The sequence below is a fragment of the Pararhizobium sp. DWP3-4 genome (assembly GCF_049898205.1).
Taxonomy (GTDB): Bacteria; Pseudomonadota; Alphaproteobacteria; order Rhizobiales; family Rhizobiaceae; genus Pararhizobium.
Genome location: NZ_JAFCXF010000028.1, coordinates 1 through 17,136, shown reverse-complemented (window position 1 = coordinate 17,136; position 17,136 = coordinate 1). Strand labels below are relative to the sequence as shown.

Genomic DNA, 17,136 nt, shown 5'->3' with positions numbered 1-17,136 from the left:
CAGGGAAAGAGAAATCCCATGCCAACAGCAGATTCACTGGCTGAGGTCATCGACCAGTCCGAACATCGCGGCCCGCTATCGCGCCTCACCAGCCATCAGACCTTCTGGGTGTTCACGGCCGCAGTGCTCGCCTGCCTAACGCTGTCTCTATTAACCGACACATTCGCAACCGAACGGAACCTGTTCAATGTCTCGCGCAACTTCGCCTTCGTGGGCATTATTGCTCTCGGCATGACCGTGGTGATCGCGTCCGGCGGCATAGACCTGTCGGTGGGTTCTGCCGTCGTGCTCTCGTCCATGACCGTGGCCGTCCTGATGTCGGCGGGCATGCCGTTCTGGATCGGCATACCGACGGCTCTGGCCATCGCTATCCTGTTGGGCGCGATCAACGGCATGCTGATCGCCTATGCCGGCATGCCGCCCTTCGTGGTCACGCTGGGCATGTTGTCAGTGGCGCGATCGCTCGCCATGGTGCTGTCGACCAACAAGATGATCTACCAGTTCGGCCCGGATCACGATCTGCTTCTGGGGCTGGGTGGCGGCTCCACCATGGGTCTGCCCAACCCGCTCATCGTTCTGGTTCTTCTGGCTGGAATAACAGGGTTTCTTTTCAAATGGACCCGCTGGGGGCAGCACCTCTTCGCGATGGGCGGCAATGAAAACGCGGCCAAGCTGACCGGCATTCCTGTCCGGCAGCTGAAGGTCTCGGTCTACATGTTTTCGGCGCTGACGGCCGGTATCACCGGGGTGCTGGAAGTGGGCTGGCTGGGTGGAGTGACAACCAATCTTGGCCAGGGCATGGAACTCTCGGTCATAGCGGCGGCCGTCATCGGCGGGGCCAATCTGGCCGGCGGCGTGGGGACGGCCTTTGGCGCCGTGGTGGGCGCGCTCCTCATCGAGGTGATCCGCAACAGTTTGATCTTGCTGGGTATCAGCACCTTCTGGCAAGGCGCTTTCGTCGGTTCGTTTATCGTTATCGCGGTGGCCTTCGACCGGTTTCGCAGCGCCCGTCAGTCGGGCTGATGAAGCACCTCGCCGCCGCACAAGAGGGTGTCATCAAACGATTACTGCGCCGCGACGGTAGCTTCGGCATCGTCGAAGCGACGGCTGGCGGTCGATTGCCGGGCAATCAGTTCGCATTCGACCTTTATGCGGCTTGGATTGGTGTGTAAGCCGCCGGCCGCGTCGATCAGCAACTCCGCAGCCGTCCGTCCCATTTCGTAAAGCGGCAGAATGAGGGTCGACAGGGGAGGGTGCGTGTACTGAGCGATGTTGCGGTCGTCGAAACCGATAACGGCCACATCGTCCGGTATTCTGGCGCCCAATTGCTTGAGTGCGTCGAAGCAGCCGACGGCCATCATGTCGTTGGCGCAGAAGATGGCATCGGGGGGATTGTCCAATGCCATCAGTTCCAGCGTCATTTCATAACCCGCCGATGGCTCCCAATTGCCCGGGCGCACGAGGGCGGGATCGAAAGCGATATCGTTGCTGGCCAGTGCCTGCTTGTAGCCTTTGAGGCGGTCGCGAGCGGCGTCCACTCCCTGTTGGCCATTGATGAAGCCGATCCGCCGGCGGCCGGACAGCAGCAGGTGTTCGGTCGCCGTGCGGCCGCCCAGGAGATCGCCTGGCAGAACGGAGTGATGCTCGCGGTGCTCGTCATAGCAGTTCACCAGGACGATGCTAAGGTCGGCAAGGGCCGCAGGAATCTGCACGAGCCGAGTCAGGATCGTCCCATAGATCAGGCCGAGAACGGGCAACTTCTTTAGGCCCGTAATGATATTGGTCTCGACGTCGGCATCGCCGTGGCTCACCACCATAAGCATGTTGATGCCGTATTCGAGCGCCTTGTCACGGGCGCCTTCGAAGGCGAGCGACATCCAGGGATCGGTCGAGGTTTCGTCGGCGACAAAAACGATGATGGACTGCCCGCCCGGAGGCGCCTTGGTTCCGCGGCGCACAAACCGGTAGCCAAGCGTCTGCGCTGCTTCCAGCACGCGGCCCCGCGTCGCGTCGGCAAGCCGCGCGCCTTTCGTTCCGCTGAGAACCAATGAGACGGTGGCCTGGGAGACTCCCGCCGTGGCAGCAACATCCATCATGGTGGGGCGCCCCACGCTCACTTGTCTCTTGGATTTGGACATAAACCGATCATTTCCCCGTAGAAAAAGACATCTGCCATGCAGCCGTGAAAAATTCAACAGGTGAAGCCCGAGTGAACCGCGGCCAACGCATAAATATGATAATATCACCAAAAAAATCAATTGACTTTGCAAATACATATTGATGATATTAGCAAATAATAAGTCTGCTTGTCAGCGACGGCGATGTGGAGGGGCGATGTGGAGGCCAACTTCTTAAGGGGAAACTCGTCTGCGCCTTGCGGTATGGAGCGAGAGCATGTGACCGGCCTGTCTGTGGCGCTCAAATTCCTCAATGCCGGACCGGTTATCATCCTCGTCGTGCTTTTGGTGATCCTCAGCCTTAGCGTCCCTAATTTCTTCACACCTGGGAACATCTCCAACATCCTGGCGCAAATCGCGGTGATCGCCGTTGTCGCGCTTGGCCAGCACCTCGTTATCCTGACCCGCGGCATCGATCTTTCGGTGGGGGCCAACCTGGCGCTGGCGACGGTGCTCGGCGCGCTGATGTTCCGGGTCACCGACAATGCCTTCGTTGTCATGGGCACCATGCTGCTTGCGGGTGCTGCGGTGGGCGCGGTGAACGGGCTGGTCTATGTCTATGGCCGCCTGCCGCATCCGTTCATCATCACGCTGGCGACGCTCTCCATCGCCCGCGGCCTGGCGCTGGAGTTATCGATCGGTCACACAACCATGCGCGGAATGCCGGCGACGATCACCACCATCGGCGGGGGCACCAGCTTCGGGGTTCCAAACTCCTTCTTCGTGGTCCTTGCCGTGGCAGCGCTTGTCTTTGTCATAGCGCGCTATGTGGTTTGGGGTCGATGGATCTATGCGGTCGGCGGCCAGCCCGACGCCGCCCGTCGCATGGGAATTCCGGTCAATCAGGTCATCGTCTCCACCTACCTGATCTCCGGTCTCTGCTGCGGGGTTGGCGCGATCCTTCTATCCGGACGCACCGAGGCGGGTTCGCCGCTGTATGGCAACCTGCTCGAACTTGACACCATCGCAGCCGTGATTATCGGCGGTGCCAGTTTTCTCGGTGGTCGCGGCCATCTCGGACATGCGCTGGTAGGCGCGGTGATGATCGGCGTCATCCGTAATGCCCTCAACCTGCTCAACGTCAACCTCTATTTCCAGCTCATCGCCATCGGCGTGATCATTGTGCTGGCGGTCGAGTCGGACGTGCTGCGCAATCACCTCGAATCCCGCATGCGGGTCAAACAGGCGGGAGCTCTGGGATGAGCAAACCCGTTCTGGAAGTGCGTAGCGCGCACAAGCGTTTCGGTGCAGTCCATGCTCTCAAGGGCGTCGGCTTCGTGGCCTGTCGGGGCGAGGTTCTTGCCCTGCTGGGAGACAATGGTGCAGGCAAATCCACGCTGATCAAATGCGTCAGCGGTGTGCATGGGCTCGACGAAGGCGATATCCTGATCGACGGTGAAAAAGTCGCCATCCGCACTCCCGCAGCCGCGCGCGGTGCGGGGATCGAAACGGTCTATCAGGATCTGGCGCTTTTTGACAATCTGACGCCGGCCGAGAATTTTTACTGCGGGCGGGAGCTGTCGTTCCCGCGCTGGCTGCCACGCGGCGCCCGGTTCCTGGCCACCCGGCAGATGGACCGGGAGGCTGCGGCCGTCATCGACAGGCTCAAGGTCAAGTTGCCCAAATTCGACGCCCAGGTGGCTCTGATGTCGGGCGGGCAACGGCAGGCCATCGCCGTTGCACGCGCGGCTGTGTTCGCCCGCAAGGTCGTCATTCTCGATGAGCCCACGGCTGCCCTCGGCCTGCGCGAAAGCCGCAAGGTTCTCAATCTCATCGCCCACCTGAGAGACGAGGGGAACGCGGTGATCCTGATCACCCACAATATGGAGCATGTCGTTGAACTGGCCGACCGCGCCGTGGTGCTGCGGCAGGGGCACAAGGTCGGCGAAATCGAAAAGCCCAACCGGTCCAACCAGCAGGATCTGGTGGCGATGATCGTCGGGGCTGAATGAGGAGGTTCGCCTGCCGGGCCTCCGGTGGCGGAGCGGTTGCCTGAAAGAGGCATTCATCAACGGGAGGACTACCATGAAACTCGTACGTCTATTGGGATGGCTGGCGCTGGGAAGCGCCATCGCCTTTCCGGCAATCGCGGCAGATGTGAAACTGGGCTTCATCACCAAGTTTCCAGTGCCGTTCTTCGCCACGATGGAGAATGCAGCCAAGGCCTATGCCAAGGCCAATCCGGGTGTGGAAATCATCTATGGTCAGGGCGCTTCGGCCACCGACATCGAAGGGCAGATTGCCCTGATCGAATCGATGATCACCCAGGGGGTCCAAGGCATCGCTATCACCCCCGTGGACCCGACGGTCACGTCAGCACTCGACAAGGCCATCGCCAGCGGCGTGAAAGTGGTGCTCATGGATAACTCCATTCCCGGCTGGGAGAATGCCGCGGCACTGGCGACCACAGACAACTATAATGCCGGTAAGATTGCCGGAGCCTATCTGAAGTCGGTGCTTTCCGCCGGCGATACGCTCGGCATCCTGGAGGGGGTACCGGGCGTTCCGGCGCTCGATGATCGTGTCAAGGGAATGCTGGAGGGTCTGGACGGTCTTGCCGTGAACGTCGTCGGCCGTAATGGCACCAATTGCACCGAAGAACTCGGCATCTCGGTGGCGGAAGATCTGCTGACGGCCAATTTCGACCTCAAGGCGATCTATGCGGCCTGCGGTCCTCCGGCGGCCGGCGCTGCGCGCGCCATCAAGAATGCCGGCATCGCCTCCGACAAGATCGTCTTGGTGGGCTTCGACTTTTGCTGCGGCGAAGAAGAGGCGCTGACCGCCGGTATCGAGGACGCCACTGTCGCCCAATTCCCCGCCAAGATGGCTGAACTGGGCGTCGACGCGCTCGTCCGCTCCATTGCGGGGGGAAAAGTACCGTCATTAATCGACTCGGGTGCCGCTCTTGTCACTCTCAAAAACATTTCCGAATTCAAGTAGGAATGCCAATTCGAGGGGCCGCTGTCACGGCAGAGGCCCCTCCGTCAGGGTCTGATCCCTCATAACTGGATCGTTTTTGGGCTCCGACTTATGCTTGCTGCTGTTTGAGAGACATTTTTGCTGATGCGATGGAGGATCAGCGAATGTGCGAACGATTTCAGCGCGGTTATGCCGCCGCGTGCCATCCAGCGCGGATGAGGCGGTAGCCTTCGCGATAGACCGCTTCCGGCGTCTCGGAGAAAAGTCGCGCCAGACCTTTGTCGCGGCTGCAAGGTCCCTCAGCGCCCGGCCGAGGCCTCGATCGTCAGCCAGCCGTCGTAGCCGCTCGTGCGCAGCGCCCTGAACGTCTCCGCCCAGGGAATGTTGCCACGCCCCCGTACGCCACGGTCGTTCTCCGAAATGTGGACATCGACGATGCAGTCGCTGTTTCGCGTGAAAGCGCCGATGGGATCGGCCACTTCGATATTGCTGTGGAACGTGTCGCACATGGCGCGGATATCCGGATGCTCGACTGCGTCGATATGGGCCGCAAGCTTCCATCGTATTAAACAGTAACATTCAAAGCGGTTCAGCGCCTCAAGCCCGATCGTGACGCCGCGCTTTGCTGCACATGTTCACCGAACACGTGCCGTCAGGAGACCGATCGCTTGAGTTCCGCCGCGCTCGGCCCGCTCAGCGTCGTGGCGTCTGCCAACGTAGGTAGCGTTTCAATACACCCCACCTAAAATGATGGCCGCCGGTTCGTATCCGTTCAAGGCGAGAATACTTAGCTTCCGCTACCCGAGGCTTCCCGCAAACCGTTCCGGATACCGCTCCCGCTGGAACAGCTCGGCGAAGAAGTCTACGAACACCCTTGTTTTCTCGAGGGGACGCCCTCCAGGCGTAGTGGATCGATATCGGCCCCACGGCTGAGTTCCTGAAGAGACCTGCAAGCCGTGGCGGGTGATCTGGATCATCCATTTCAGACCTGCGGCTCTCATGATGCGAACCTTTAGCGATCCGGCGAGGCGCAGGAGATCGTACCGCTCCCAAGTGCTGTTTGGTGAGAATCTACGGCGAGTCCGTGGATGCACAGTTCTTCATCGCAATCTTCTGCTTCTAGGCAATATCACCGTGATGGGATCATGGTCAGCAATAGAACGAATGACCCTTTAAAGGTCCTGTTGTTTGATTTCTGACGCCGGGTCCTCCAACGCCTTGGCGAGGCGGTCGAGTTCCTGCGAATAACAGAACAGCCCGAACAGCACCACCAGCACGTACACCGTTCTGATCAAGGTCTGGCCAACGGGCAATAGGGCGTCTATCTCCGGAAGGTGCCTGAAAAAAGAGGGCTGAGAACAGTGCGCCTCCAAAAAAGAAGCTTACACGGCTCGCAAACGAGCACAGGTGCGCGGCGAAAACGTTGTGAAACGGCGCGACGACGGCTACCCACTTGAGGCGTGCCCAGTATAATACGTGAAGCACGGCCGCGATGGTCATGATGAGGGCCTGCTGAGAAAGGCTTAGTTCCTGCCGCTCTCCCAGATGCGTCACGATTTGCCGGAACAACGGAAATACGATTACAAACAGAGCAGCGGCTGCCGCGGTTTGTCCGGCAAGTAGCGTCGCATACGCCCATCCGCTTGACCTCCAGCGCATTCCCTCGTCCTCCTCGCCAGCTTAACTGAACCCCGCCAGACGCTGGACAAACCAGAACGCCGAGACCGTGCCGATGAAATAGGCAAGCCACGGACGCAGTCGCGAAACGTCGAGCGCAAGCGCCGCCCGCAGGCTGGCCATGACTGCGAGGACAACCCCGACGAAGACGAGTTGGCCTGCCTCGACGCCTAAATTGAATGTCAGTAACGCCAGCGGTACATCTTTCTGTGGCAACCCGATCTCGCGGAGCGCACCGCCGAATCCAAAGCCATGGAGCAGCCCGAACAGGAAGCTGACGATCCATGGATATCGGCTGGAAAGATTGACTTGGTTGTCACGCAGGATTTCGGCGGCGACGAACATGATGCTAAGGGCAATTAAAGCCTCGATAGGCGGCTGCGAAGCCGATGCGATGCCAAGCGCGGAAAATGCCAACGTTACCGAATGAGCAGCCGTGAACGCGGTGATCGTCAAAAGCAATGACCGCGTGTTTCGGATAAGAAGGAGAAGGGCGAGAACAAAGAGCAGGTGGTCAAAGCCCGTTATGATGTGTTCAACCCCGAGAACAAAATTGGTTTGGGCCGTTTCGAGAGCCCCCGGCTGGGCGGCTACGATCATCTCGGGGGATTGCGGCGTGACGCGGCTTGTCTGGACACTTCCGTCGAGGTTGACGATCCTGACAAGAGCATCGGTGTATGTAGACGACAGCCCATCTACAAAGATCGATTGTTTTGCCAGTCCACCGTCGCATTCCATGCGCCAGCGTGTGACATAGGCTGTCTCGACAAAACCTCCAACGGGTTCCGAAAGCTGATGGCAAATACTCGGAAAACGGGGGTAGAGGGCCATCTTCAGTTCACCGCGAGTGGGCACCTTCCAGGTGACCGCATATTGCCCGCGAGCCGTTTCATCGATCTGGAGGAACGCGGGCCGCAATTCATGAGCTTGCGCTGTAACCGCCCAAGCAAGGCACGCGAGCGCGAATAGAACGAGCCTGATCATTCGACACCGGAACTGCTGACGAGGGACGATGCTTGCTCGGCAGGCCAGAGGACTTTGACATCGTACTTAGCCCTCATTTCGGCGTATCGTTTGTCTGTGATTTCCCTCCGCCGGTCACTCTCCCAGTCAAGCCGAACCTTGTCCAGCGCCACCGCGAGCGTGGTGCCCCCCGCCGCAACACTCTGGTTAAGGAAAACCAGGTGAGCCCCGTAGGATGACCGGAACGGTCCTGACCACTTTCCTACCGTCCCCGACTGCGCGCCGACGAGGAATTCACGGCCGAACACCGCCTCGACATCCTTTCCGTCGGTCAGGCCAATGCCAGACGGAAGCATCGAAGCGTCTCCCAAAGTCTCCGCATCAATATCGACCGAGCCAGCACTAAGTCTTCCCAGTAACGCTTTTGCCGCTAATTCGCCTTCGTCGCCGGGGCGGGAACTTCTGAAAAATATCTGTTGGAATGCCAGCTTCGTCGGTTGCTCGTATCTTCCTGCGTGTTCATGGAAATACGCTTCGAGCTCGCCGTCGGTGGGCGTCATTTCCTCCGCGCTGGGTTCCAGCAGAAACTCCAGCTTCTGCTGCATCCGGCGGCGAAAGATCGTGTCATCTAGATCGAGGCCCATGTCCTGCCCCTCCCGGTAAAAGACCTCTTCCTTGACATAACCATCGACAAGACCCTGGAGCTCCGACCTGGTCGGCGGACGCTGCCATGTGCGCGAGAACGTCTCGAACAATTGAGAGAACTGTCCTTGCCCGACCTCGATTGACCGTTTGTCCTGAGCGACAGGCGACTGGTTGATCAGCGCGTAAGAAGCGAAGATTACGCCACCCGCCAACAAAAAATGTACGAGCGGTTCGCCGACGATCCTGCGGACGACAGTCATTTCGACCTCCTGCACTTTCGGCATTTGACAACAGCTTTAGCCGCCGTTGCTCATGAAGGATTGTACCAAATAGGCGACGTATAGGCCCGCTCGGTCGTCTCCATGCGTACTTCCGGTGCCATCTTCACGCCAAAATACTTGGCGTCGTAGGCAGTCCAACGGGGGGTTGGTATCTCGATGACACGCCCGTAATAAAACGCCTTCTGCGCCGGATCGAACTCGGGGTCCTTCCAGTAACCGATCAGCTCGGATGCGCCGATCGTGTTTGTCCAGGTCGCATTGGCGACATCGACGGTATTGCCGACCGAAGGAAGCTTGCCGTCGGTCCCTGGTTTACGATCATCCGACCAGGCGACGTCATAAACCTTCTCGTGCACTGCTCCCTGAGCATCTATCCACCCCTTGATGATCTGGTAGCGGTCAAGGTTAGCCCCAATGGGGTCCTTGAGTGCGGCAACAAGGAATGTCGGGGTCTTGCCGTCCGTTGCCGGACCGATGTCGCCGCCCATCGGCACACCCTTGGTATATCCAGCGATAGCCGGACTGCGGCCCTTCACGTCAGCTTCTTCGAAGTCGAACCCGCCAAAGAAGCGGACTGCCATGCGTGGCCCTGTTGTGGCATAGGTCTCGCGGCGCTTCATCGCGTCGAAGATCGAGGCACGAGTATTTTCCTGCGCCCAAACAGCGGCATACCCAGAGGCCGTTTGTTCCCAGCCCGTGATGGCGAGGCCGAGCGCCTTGTTTTGCATGAAAGGATGTTCCGCCCGCGTTGGGTTCGGTTCGTTGGCGGTTATCTTGCCCCAAAAATTGTCGTCGTCGGCGGTCGAGAGACCCGTATGCGAGTCCGTGCTGCCGACAAGCCCGAACTTGTATGGGTTAACCCCCAGCGCGGTTTCGAGCTGCAGGCCGGTCTGCAAAGCGGACCGCGTGTACTCGTACTGGAGCATGTCCGGCGTCTTCTTTTCGCTGAGGTCGAGGTTTCCCTTGTCCCAACGCTCAAAACTGGCGAACTCGTCGTTCGGCGAGAGCAGTGGGTGCGTCTCCCCGTCGCCCTTCATCTGGGTCGTTTCATACAGAACTTCCCAACGGGCACGCTGCTCTGCATATTCGCGGTCAATCGGCTTTCCGGTGAAAGACTCGACGATGGGGAACATCGTGCCATTGCTGAGGTTGCCGTTGTGGGCGATCGCGAGCGCCTGGCCACCCGTCTTGTCCTCGTAGTTCGCCAGCCACTTCCACAGATCGCGTGGGTCATTGCTGCCGAGAGGGGGCTGCGTCGTATACGGTTCGATCATCGCGGCTTTGTCGCCGTTGTCCCTGAGGATTACGTTGCGATGAAGATTGTTGCCCTTCGCAAGCGAAGTCCACTCATACCCGATGAGGGCGGTAAAGCGGCGCGGCTCGTCCGCCTCCTCGGCAGCGTCGATGATGCTCTGCCAAGTTGATCTGTATGCAGGCAAACCTGGACCGTAATAGATGTCCTTCGGAAACTTCCCTTGTGAGAACGACATGACGATGTCGTAGGCAGCTTCGGCTCCCTGGCCGTTCTGTATCTTTTCGTACCAGGCCTTGGCTTGCTTGTTCTGGAGGATTTCCGGTTTGCCTGCGAGGAAATCGGAGAAGAATCCGAGGTTGTCGGAGTGGTCGGCGATAACGAGGAAGTCCAGCGGACGCGATAGTTTGACAGGCTGGCCGCTCGAGGCGGTGATCTCCTCTCCCTTGGCGAAACGATAGGCTTCGCGCGGCCCAATCCTTGCGCCTCCGGCTCCGGCGTCGAACGACAGCGCCGTGTGCAGGTGTGTGTCGCCGAACAGCGGTCGCATCGGAAAGTTCCGACCTGCCCATGGGGAGTAGGGACGTTTCTTGGGAAACACGTCTATGCCAGTGGTAGCGTCTATGTCGCCGACGTCGGTGCGGACAGGCTCCTGCGCCAACGCCCGACTGGGGCTAACCAGAACAACCAGGCCTCCGGCGGCTACGATTCCGAGCACTCCACCAAACTGCACCGCTACTTTGCGCATCTGACCCTCCCTGTTGTATTGGTTTATTGCCCTGCCGCCGACGGTTAATGCAATTCAGCACACCCGACCGATTGCGGCAACAGGACCTGCATTCAAAAAAATAGCTGATATTACTGGCTTCACGTTAATCCTTGAACGGCTTTCAATAGGGCAATCACACACCAACCGCCCAATACCGCATGGGTTAGGATAACGGGCCAAAATCCAATGCCGGCAATGCCCGAAGCTATCCAGGCAGCAATGAGAATGCAGATCACCGCGATGTTGTAAAAGAGGATTGCACCTACCACGCCCCGATCGGCCCTGCGTGCTCCACCCGCTTCGCCGCGCCAGCAAGCAATTCCCAATGCAATCAAGGCCGCCCCGGCGATGCGGCAGGCGACCGCGCCGCCTCGGTTCAACGACGCATCACCCAGAAGCAATTGGACCATAATTGCGGGAACAGCCAGCAATAGCACCCCCGTTACCGCTTCGACCACACCCGTCACCGAGAGAAGTCCTCTATAGATCAAATGCCTATCCTCCTCGGTGCGCGCGTTTGTCTACTTAGGGCAGATATCCCAGAAGCCCGTTGTCTTGTTCGCAGACGTGTAATACCAGCCGTAACCCGGCTTCGGAGGTGTTCCAGCCAGTGACACCGCTGCCGCCCCCGCCACAAAACCGACAGCGGCTCCCGCCGCGATCGCACCGCCCGTACGCCAATAGCGATGAGGATTGACGACCACAACGCGACGGGCGACCGGGGCGCGACGCACCGCGACAGCACCATTGCGTCCCACTGCGGCGCAACCCCGTGTTCCGCATCCTGCGGCGACACGTCGGGCTTCGGCAGGCGATGCGGGCAGGATAAGCGTCGCCACCATCATGAGAAGGGCAGTAACGGTCACCGCGTTTTTAAGTGATTCACCGGGTTCATTGTTTTCCATCCTGTCAGAAGGGGTTGGTATGCAGTACGCTCGCCGGCCGCCGTTGTTATGGGGTTCATGCAGCCTCTGGGGATTGTGTTACTGTACGTTACATGGCCAAAAACTTTGGGCTTCGAGAAATTTGATGGAGAATAGCAGTACTAGCGGACCATAAAAGAAGAAAAAATATAATAGATTGGTCGTTGAAGTGAGCGTAGCGAACTGCGCATAGCTTTGTCTACGTCTTTGATAGGCGAACCGAGGTGTCGCAACATTTGACTATCTAAAAAAACAGACTCGCGGGTTCGCTTATTCAAAGCTACAACCCTTTGAAACATCAGGGCGGGGGCGCAGATGGCCGAGGATGGAATGGGGATTTTCAGTGGACCACAGCAATCGATGCGACAAAATTGGTCAGTCATATCGCGGCCGAAACCTTTTGGCGTGTGTCCTGGTTTCGGCTTTGGCAGGATGCGGGGGCCATCCGAAGAATGTGCTGACGCCCGTTGCTGATACCGCTCCGCAGTCTCACAAGGTCGATATGCTGATCGCGACGACCCGTAGCCAGTCGACGGTCCAAGGCGAGATGTTCACAGGCGAGCGAGCGCGTGCGCCGAACTTTGCTGATATCACAGTCTCGGTTCCTCCGGACAGTGCGCGTAAAGTCGGGGAGGTTGCCTGGCCTAAGAAGTTGCCTCCAAACCCTGCAACCGACTTCGCGCGCTAAAGACCGACATGATCGATATCGACGCCGCCAAGGCGTGGCTCAGCACGTCGGTCAAGAAAACGCCGGATGGTAGCGCCCTGGTGTTCATCCATGGCTTCAACACCAAATTCGAGGACAGCGTTTACCGCTTTGCCCAGATCGTCCGCGATTCTGGCGTCCACAGTGCGCCGATTCTCGTGACGTGGCCGTCGCGTGGCAGCCTGCTCGCATACGGTTACGACCGCGAAAGCACCAACTATACACGCAATGCCCTGGAGAACCTGTTCCAGTATCTTGCCAAGGACCCGGAAGTGAAGGAAGTCTCGATCCTGGCGCATTCGATGGGCAATTGGTTGACGCTCGAAGCGCTCCGGCAAATGGCGATCCGCAACGGTGGGCTTCCGACCAAATTCAAGAACGTCATGCTCGCGGCCCCCGACGTCGACGTCGATGTCTTCCGCTCACAGATTGTTGACATGGGCGACCCGCATCCGCAGTTCACATTGTTTGTATCGCGAGATGACAAGGCGCTCGCCGTCTCACGCCGTGTCTGGGGCGATGTCGCTCGCCTCGGCTCGATCGATCCCGAAACGGAACCCTACAAGCAGGAACTCGCCGACAACAAAATTACCGTCATAGACCTTACGAAGGTGAAGGCGGGCGACAGCCTCAACCACGGGAAATTCGCTGAGTCCCCTGAGATCGTGCGGCTCATCGGTGCGCGCATCTCCGACGGCCAGACGCTCACAGACAATCGCGTCGGTCTCGGAGATACGATTCTGGCAGCGACAACAGGCACCGCCGCAGCGGCCGGGAACGCAGCGGGGCTTATCCTGGCCGCGCCTGTCGCCATCGTCGATGCCGACACGCGTGAAAACTTCTCGAGCCAGGTAGAGGCGCTGGGGCCGTTAAGTGTGTCGCGGTCGCGACCTGTTCAGGCATGCCGAACTTCTCAATCGGTGAATTGCAAGAAGTAATGAAAATGGTCACAACCGTCGATTTTCCGGGCTCGCCCGTATGATACTCGCCTCGCTTTTTCTAATGGTGGGGATCCTTGTTTCGTCGAAGTTCCATAAATATGCTTGTGCCGCGGTGGACATTCCGCTGTTCTGAATTTCTTAATGTTTCAATCGCTTAGGGAATCTAAGGCGCGTGTCGATGGTTCGGTTCCCATCAAGACAAGCATATTCAAATGTGCTTGGCAGATTGGCGTCCTGAAAGGATCATATCTTGAACGGCTTTGACAGGACAGTTTCTTAAGAACCGACGCTCCGCAACCTGACACCTGGCCCGCCATATCCTGAATAGTGCCCGTCGATGAAGATAACTCCCGCCCCTTCAAACGCGTGACGAATGTCTGTGATCGTGCGTGTCTTGAGCTCCTCGCCGCGTTCGAGCCGGACCACAGTGTTCGTAGACACGTTTGCTGTTTCAGCAAGTTGCTTGACCGTCCATCCCAGCGCGACACGTGCCATTCTGCATTGAGCTGAAACCAAAATCGCCACCAAATGTCGTTTTCGCCTTTACAGGGCGATTAATGCGCTGTAGGTTCGGTTCAGCCTGCAATTGTGCTGAAACGATTCGTCATGATCATAATCGCTCCCACCCGGGAGTGCGAGCCGCTGCGCGTATCATACTTCCACCCACACTAACTTCTAGGAAGTTGGCATCATGGAACTACGCCAACTCACATACTTCGTTGCGGTTGCCGAGGAACTGCATTTCGGCAGGGCAGCGGCTCGGGTGCATATTGCCCAGCCGGCGTTGTCCACCCAGATCCAGGCGCTGGAGCGGGAGTTGGGCGTGCAGCTCTTTATCCGTTCCACACGGCGTGTCGAGCTGACGGTAGCAGGTCAGACCTTCTATGACCGGTCCGTGCGGATCTTGAGCGATATCGACATGAGCGCGCAGGCGACGCGCTCGGCTGCCGGCAAGACCGTGCGCAAGATTAAAATCGGCACCATCTATCCGGCCACCATCGGCGTGCTGCCGGCCTTCCTGTCGAAGATCGCTAAAAAATATCCCGACATCCAGCTGCAGATCCAGAGCGGCTCAACCAGCGACATCATCCGTGGTCTGGAATCTGGCCAGATCAACCTCGGCTTCATCCGGCCGGTAGAGAATATTGGCAGCCTGCGGTTCTTCTCGATGGCCAATGACGAGTATCTTTTGGCCGTCGCCAGGGACAGCCGGCTTGCTGCAATGGCCGAGATCGGCATCGAGGACCTGCGGGATCAGAAGATCATCTCATTTTCACGCCAAAACCTCTCCTATACCGAACGCTATTTCGCGGAGATGTTTGCCGAGCATGATCTAGCCCGCAACATCGCGTATAGTTGCGACGACACATTTGCGTTGATCTCGCTGGTATCGGCCGGTCTCGGCATTGGCTTTGCGCCGCAATGGACGAGAGATTTCCCCAACCGTAATTTCGAGCTCCGAAAGGTGAGGGGAGTGGATTTCAGGATCGGCATGGGAGTTGCCTGGAATATGGAGGATCCAACCGCCTCGCGGGACGATATCATCGATATTGCCCGCTCGCTGGTCAGGCATCAAAGACACCCTTCGGTTGAGGCCTTGCGATAGGTTCGAGCAACAGTTCTGGCACCGAAGCGTCCGGCGAACATTAACAATCACTCAGACATGGGAGACTTAGTGGCGCGCAATCAACGATCGAGGAAGCTGAAGCAGACGAACAGGCACGCCCCCAGCCAAGGCGATCTGTCAGATGAGTTAATGATTACCCAGGCACACGCCCTCTATGGAAGTGAAGCACCCACCGCGATCGCCTATCGTGCGTTGGACGCTTGGTTCGAGGACAAGGAGGGAGAGTTTGGCCGCTTCGCCGGGATGTTTCGCAGGCTCAGGAACTAGTCGCTCCACGCAGGGTTTTCTCTTGGCTCCCTGCCGGACCATTTGACCGCCGGCGCCTGGATTGTACAGCAGGTTGCCAGCCATCGTCCGACCCATAACATATGTGATCTGAGAAACGGTAGATACAGGCAGTGGCTTCAGCGGTTGGCTTTGCTTCAATGAATGAGCCAGTTTGTCATCGGCTCAATCCCAAACCTTTCGAGCGTGACAGCTCCTGTTTGAGGGTATGGTCTCGAGAGAGTTCGGCCATCCGGGTGCGCTCGACGATGCGCGCAACATTGATGATTTTGTCAGCCTGTTTCATCAGCTCGGTATTGCGGCTGAGCTCTGGTGCAAAGTTGCGTGGATCGGAGTGTCCGAACCGCTGGTGCAAGGCATCATTGACGATCTTTGCCTCATCCAGTGCCTGCGTGCCATCCGCTGTTGATCGCAGGTGATCGATCCAGCGATTGCGCTGCGTGACCGCGACAGTATCGATCTGGGAAAGAAGCTGGGCGCTCTGGCGTGTCAGACCCGGCACCTCGACCGTATCGCGCTTTTCTCTGACCCACGTCTCGGCGCTGCGTTCTTCCTGCAGGCGCCGGTGCCATGTGCCTGCCGATGCCTCGACATGTGCAGCCACCGACCGCGCAAACCGGTGCGCCTGCTTGCGGTCTTTGTTGTCACCGAACAATCCGGTCTTGCCGCGCAGATCTCCAAACTGCTGGGGTCGCTCGACAAGCGCTTTGCCGAGTGCCCTGCCGTCGCCTTTCTGTTCGATGATCGCGATGCGCAGCCGGTCTGTGACCTCGCCGGGATTGGTAAAAACGAGCTCGGCAACGGACTGTACCGACTGCCAATGCCTGTCGAACGCCGGCATGGCGTTGGCGCGGGAAACGTCCTCAATGCTGCAAGCATAATCCCTGACAGCAGGCACGAGCGGTGCGGGCTTCTCGAGGGCCGACCGCTGACCATCTCGGCCATCTTCGCCGGCGCGATCAGAGCCAATCCGGTCGCCAACACCGCCGTGCTCGCCCCATACCTCGCCCTGAATGTCGCCTGCTGGATCCCCAGCAGCGAGACGATAATCCTGCCTTTGGTTTACGTTACGCCCGAGAGCGATCTCACTCGCGACGGCAACCCGGGCGGCAATACCGCGCCGGGCGGCAAAGTCGCTGGTGTAGTCGAGCGTCGTTTCTTTCGTGCCGTCCCGGCTAAGGCGTTGGCCAAGACGTTGAACGGCAAGCTCGTCACCCATTCTGACCAGCCATGAATGACGCTCGGCTGTTTGACCACCCGGCAGCCGCACGGTTTGCGATCCATTGTGCTCAAGGCCGATCCGGTCTCCGGCTTTCGCTCCGCTCGCCGCCAACGCCCGCTCGAGATCCACACCCCAGGTCGTCTGCTTTTTGCCTGTATCTGTCTCCAGCGTTACAAAATAGCTGTCGCGGTTTTGTGGATCCTGTCCATACGGGGCCTTGCCATGTTCGACCAGGCGGCCAGCCTTGCGATCGGCGAACTCGTGACCATCGACGTAAAGCCGCACACTGTCGCGATGCCGCGTCATGGCAACGTAAATCAAATGCCGGTCCATGGTTTCTGAGGCGAGCACGAAGCTTTTGTCGACGGTTGCTCCCTGCGTCTTGTGGATCGTCGTCGCATAGCCGTGGTCAAAGGCCTGATAGCTTTTTACGGGTATGGAGACGGTACGGTTATGCTCCGGACCGGATAAAGCACCACTGTCAGGCCGAACGTGTATTGCTTCCGGTTCGACGGTCTGCACCGTTCCAAGCATGCCGTTCCTGACACCAAGGTCGCGGTTGTTTTCCAAAAATACGATCCGGTCTCCCGCTGCAAATGATCGCTTGCCGTCATTCGTCTCGAACGTCATTTCACGGCCGAGGCGGCCGGGTTCTTCTCCGCGGTGGCCATCGCCTCCAGGTCCTACACTTTCTCCCCGCGCCAGCGCGCCCTTGTCTTGCATGGCGCGCCGGATCCTTGCGTTGAGAG

Annotated in this window: 14 protein-coding genes and 2 pseudogenes; 6 read left to right on the top strand and 10 right to left on the bottom strand. The window is 58.8% G+C overall.

Features of this window, described 5'->3' with window-relative positions:
- The first annotated feature begins 18 nt into the window (after positions 1-18).
- Positions 19-1,023, top strand: a complete 1,005-nt coding sequence (locus ACP7E6_RS29015; protein WP_426233589.1) for an ABC transporter permease — start codon at positions 19-21, stop codon at positions 1,021-1,023.
- Positions 1,024-1,064: 41 nt separating this feature from the next.
- Here ACP7E6_RS29015 and ACP7E6_RS29010 read toward each other — a convergent pair whose 3' ends face one another.
- Positions 1,065-2,138 carry a LacI family DNA-binding transcriptional regulator gene (locus ACP7E6_RS29010; protein ID WP_426233587.1) on the bottom strand — a complete coding sequence of 358 codons (1,074 nt, stop codon included), beginning with the start codon at positions 2,136-2,138 and terminating at the stop codon, positions 1,065-1,067.
- 243 nt (positions 2,139-2,381) lie between these two features.
- On the opposite strand from ACP7E6_RS29010, the gene ACP7E6_RS29005 reads away from it, so the two are divergent.
- The 3 genes from ACP7E6_RS29005 (at position 2,382) to ACP7E6_RS28995 (ending at position 5,117) form a co-directional block, all read left to right on the top strand.
- Positions 2,382-3,380, top strand: a complete 999-nt coding sequence (locus ACP7E6_RS29005) for an ABC transporter permease (protein ID WP_426233609.1) — start codon at positions 2,382-2,384, stop codon at positions 3,378-3,380.
- On the top strand, positions 3,377-4,129 hold the full coding sequence (locus ACP7E6_RS29000) for an ATP-binding cassette domain-containing protein (RefSeq protein WP_426233585.1): 753 nt from the start codon (positions 3,377-3,379) through the stop codon (positions 4,127-4,129). The genes ACP7E6_RS29005 and ACP7E6_RS29000 overlap by 4 nt, the downstream gene beginning before the upstream one ends.
- A gap of 73 nt (positions 4,130-4,202) precedes the next feature.
- Positions 4,203-5,117 (top strand): sugar ABC transporter substrate-binding protein, encoded by a 915-nt coding sequence (locus ACP7E6_RS28995; RefSeq protein WP_426233583.1) that lies wholly within the window; start codon positions 4,203-4,205, stop codon positions 5,115-5,117.
- A 166-nt stretch (positions 5,118-5,283) separates the two neighbouring features.
- On the opposite strand, the pseudogene ACP7E6_RS28990 reads toward ACP7E6_RS28995, so the two are convergent.
- From ACP7E6_RS28990 to ACP7E6_RS28960, 7 genes and pseudogenes are all read right to left on the bottom strand, one after another.
- Positions 5,284-5,790, bottom strand: a pseudogene (locus tag ACP7E6_RS28990) (sugar phosphate isomerase/epimerase family protein); the annotation flags it as partial.
- Positions 5,791-6,268: 478 nt separating this feature from the next.
- On the bottom strand, positions 6,269-6,409 hold the full coding sequence (locus tag ACP7E6_RS28985) for a hypothetical protein (protein WP_426233581.1): 141 nt from the start codon (positions 6,407-6,409) through the stop codon (positions 6,269-6,271).
- Between the two features lie 367 nt (positions 6,410-6,776).
- The gene (locus tag ACP7E6_RS28980; protein WP_426233579.1) at positions 6,777-7,757 is read right to left on the bottom strand and encodes a HupE/UreJ family protein; all 981 of its coding nucleotides are present in this window, start codon (positions 7,755-7,757) and stop codon (positions 6,777-6,779) included.
- Positions 7,754-8,641 carry a peptidyl-prolyl cis-trans isomerase gene (locus ACP7E6_RS28975; protein ID WP_426233578.1) on the bottom strand — a complete coding sequence of 296 codons (888 nt, stop codon included), beginning with the start codon at positions 8,639-8,641 and terminating at the stop codon, positions 7,754-7,756. Before ACP7E6_RS28975 ends, ACP7E6_RS28980 begins: the two co-directional genes overlap by 4 nt.
- A gap of 50 nt (positions 8,642-8,691) precedes the next feature.
- Complete coding sequence (locus ACP7E6_RS28970) at positions 8,692-10,662, bottom strand: DUF3604 domain-containing protein (protein WP_426233576.1); 1,971 nt, start codon at positions 10,660-10,662, stop codon at positions 8,692-8,694.
- 119 nt (positions 10,663-10,781) lie between these two features.
- Positions 10,782-11,174 carry a hypothetical protein gene (locus ACP7E6_RS28965; RefSeq protein ID WP_426233574.1) on the bottom strand — a complete coding sequence of 131 codons (393 nt, stop codon included), beginning with the start codon at positions 11,172-11,174 and terminating at the stop codon, positions 10,782-10,784.
- 30 nt (positions 11,175-11,204) lie between these two features.
- The gene (locus ACP7E6_RS28960) at positions 11,205-11,588 is read right to left on the bottom strand and encodes a hypothetical protein (RefSeq protein WP_426233572.1); all 384 of its coding nucleotides are present in this window, start codon (positions 11,586-11,588) and stop codon (positions 11,205-11,207) included.
- A gap of 388 nt (positions 11,589-11,976) precedes the next feature.
- Between ACP7E6_RS28960 and ACP7E6_RS28955 the strand changes: the two are divergent.
- Positions 11,977-13,250: pseudogene (locus tag ACP7E6_RS28955) on the top strand (alpha/beta hydrolase).
- Between the two features lie 279 nt (positions 13,251-13,529).
- On the opposite strand, the gene ACP7E6_RS28950 reads toward ACP7E6_RS28955, so the two are convergent.
- A complete protein-coding gene (locus ACP7E6_RS28950) occupies positions 13,530-13,748 on the bottom strand; it encodes a helix-turn-helix domain-containing protein (protein ID WP_426233607.1) in 219 nt (72 codons plus the stop codon).
- A 196-nt stretch (positions 13,749-13,944) separates the two neighbouring features.
- Between ACP7E6_RS28950 and ACP7E6_RS28945 the strand changes: the two genes are divergently transcribed.
- A complete protein-coding gene (locus tag ACP7E6_RS28945; RefSeq protein ID WP_426233570.1) occupies positions 13,945-14,859 on the top strand; it encodes a LysR family transcriptional regulator in 915 nt (304 codons plus the stop codon).
- Between the two features lie 463 nt (positions 14,860-15,322).
- On the opposite strand, the gene ACP7E6_RS28940 is transcribed toward ACP7E6_RS28945, so the two are convergent.
- Positions 15,323-17,136: BID domain-containing protein (locus ACP7E6_RS28940; RefSeq protein WP_426233568.1), on the bottom strand; the 1,814-nt coding region annotated here is incomplete at its 5' end.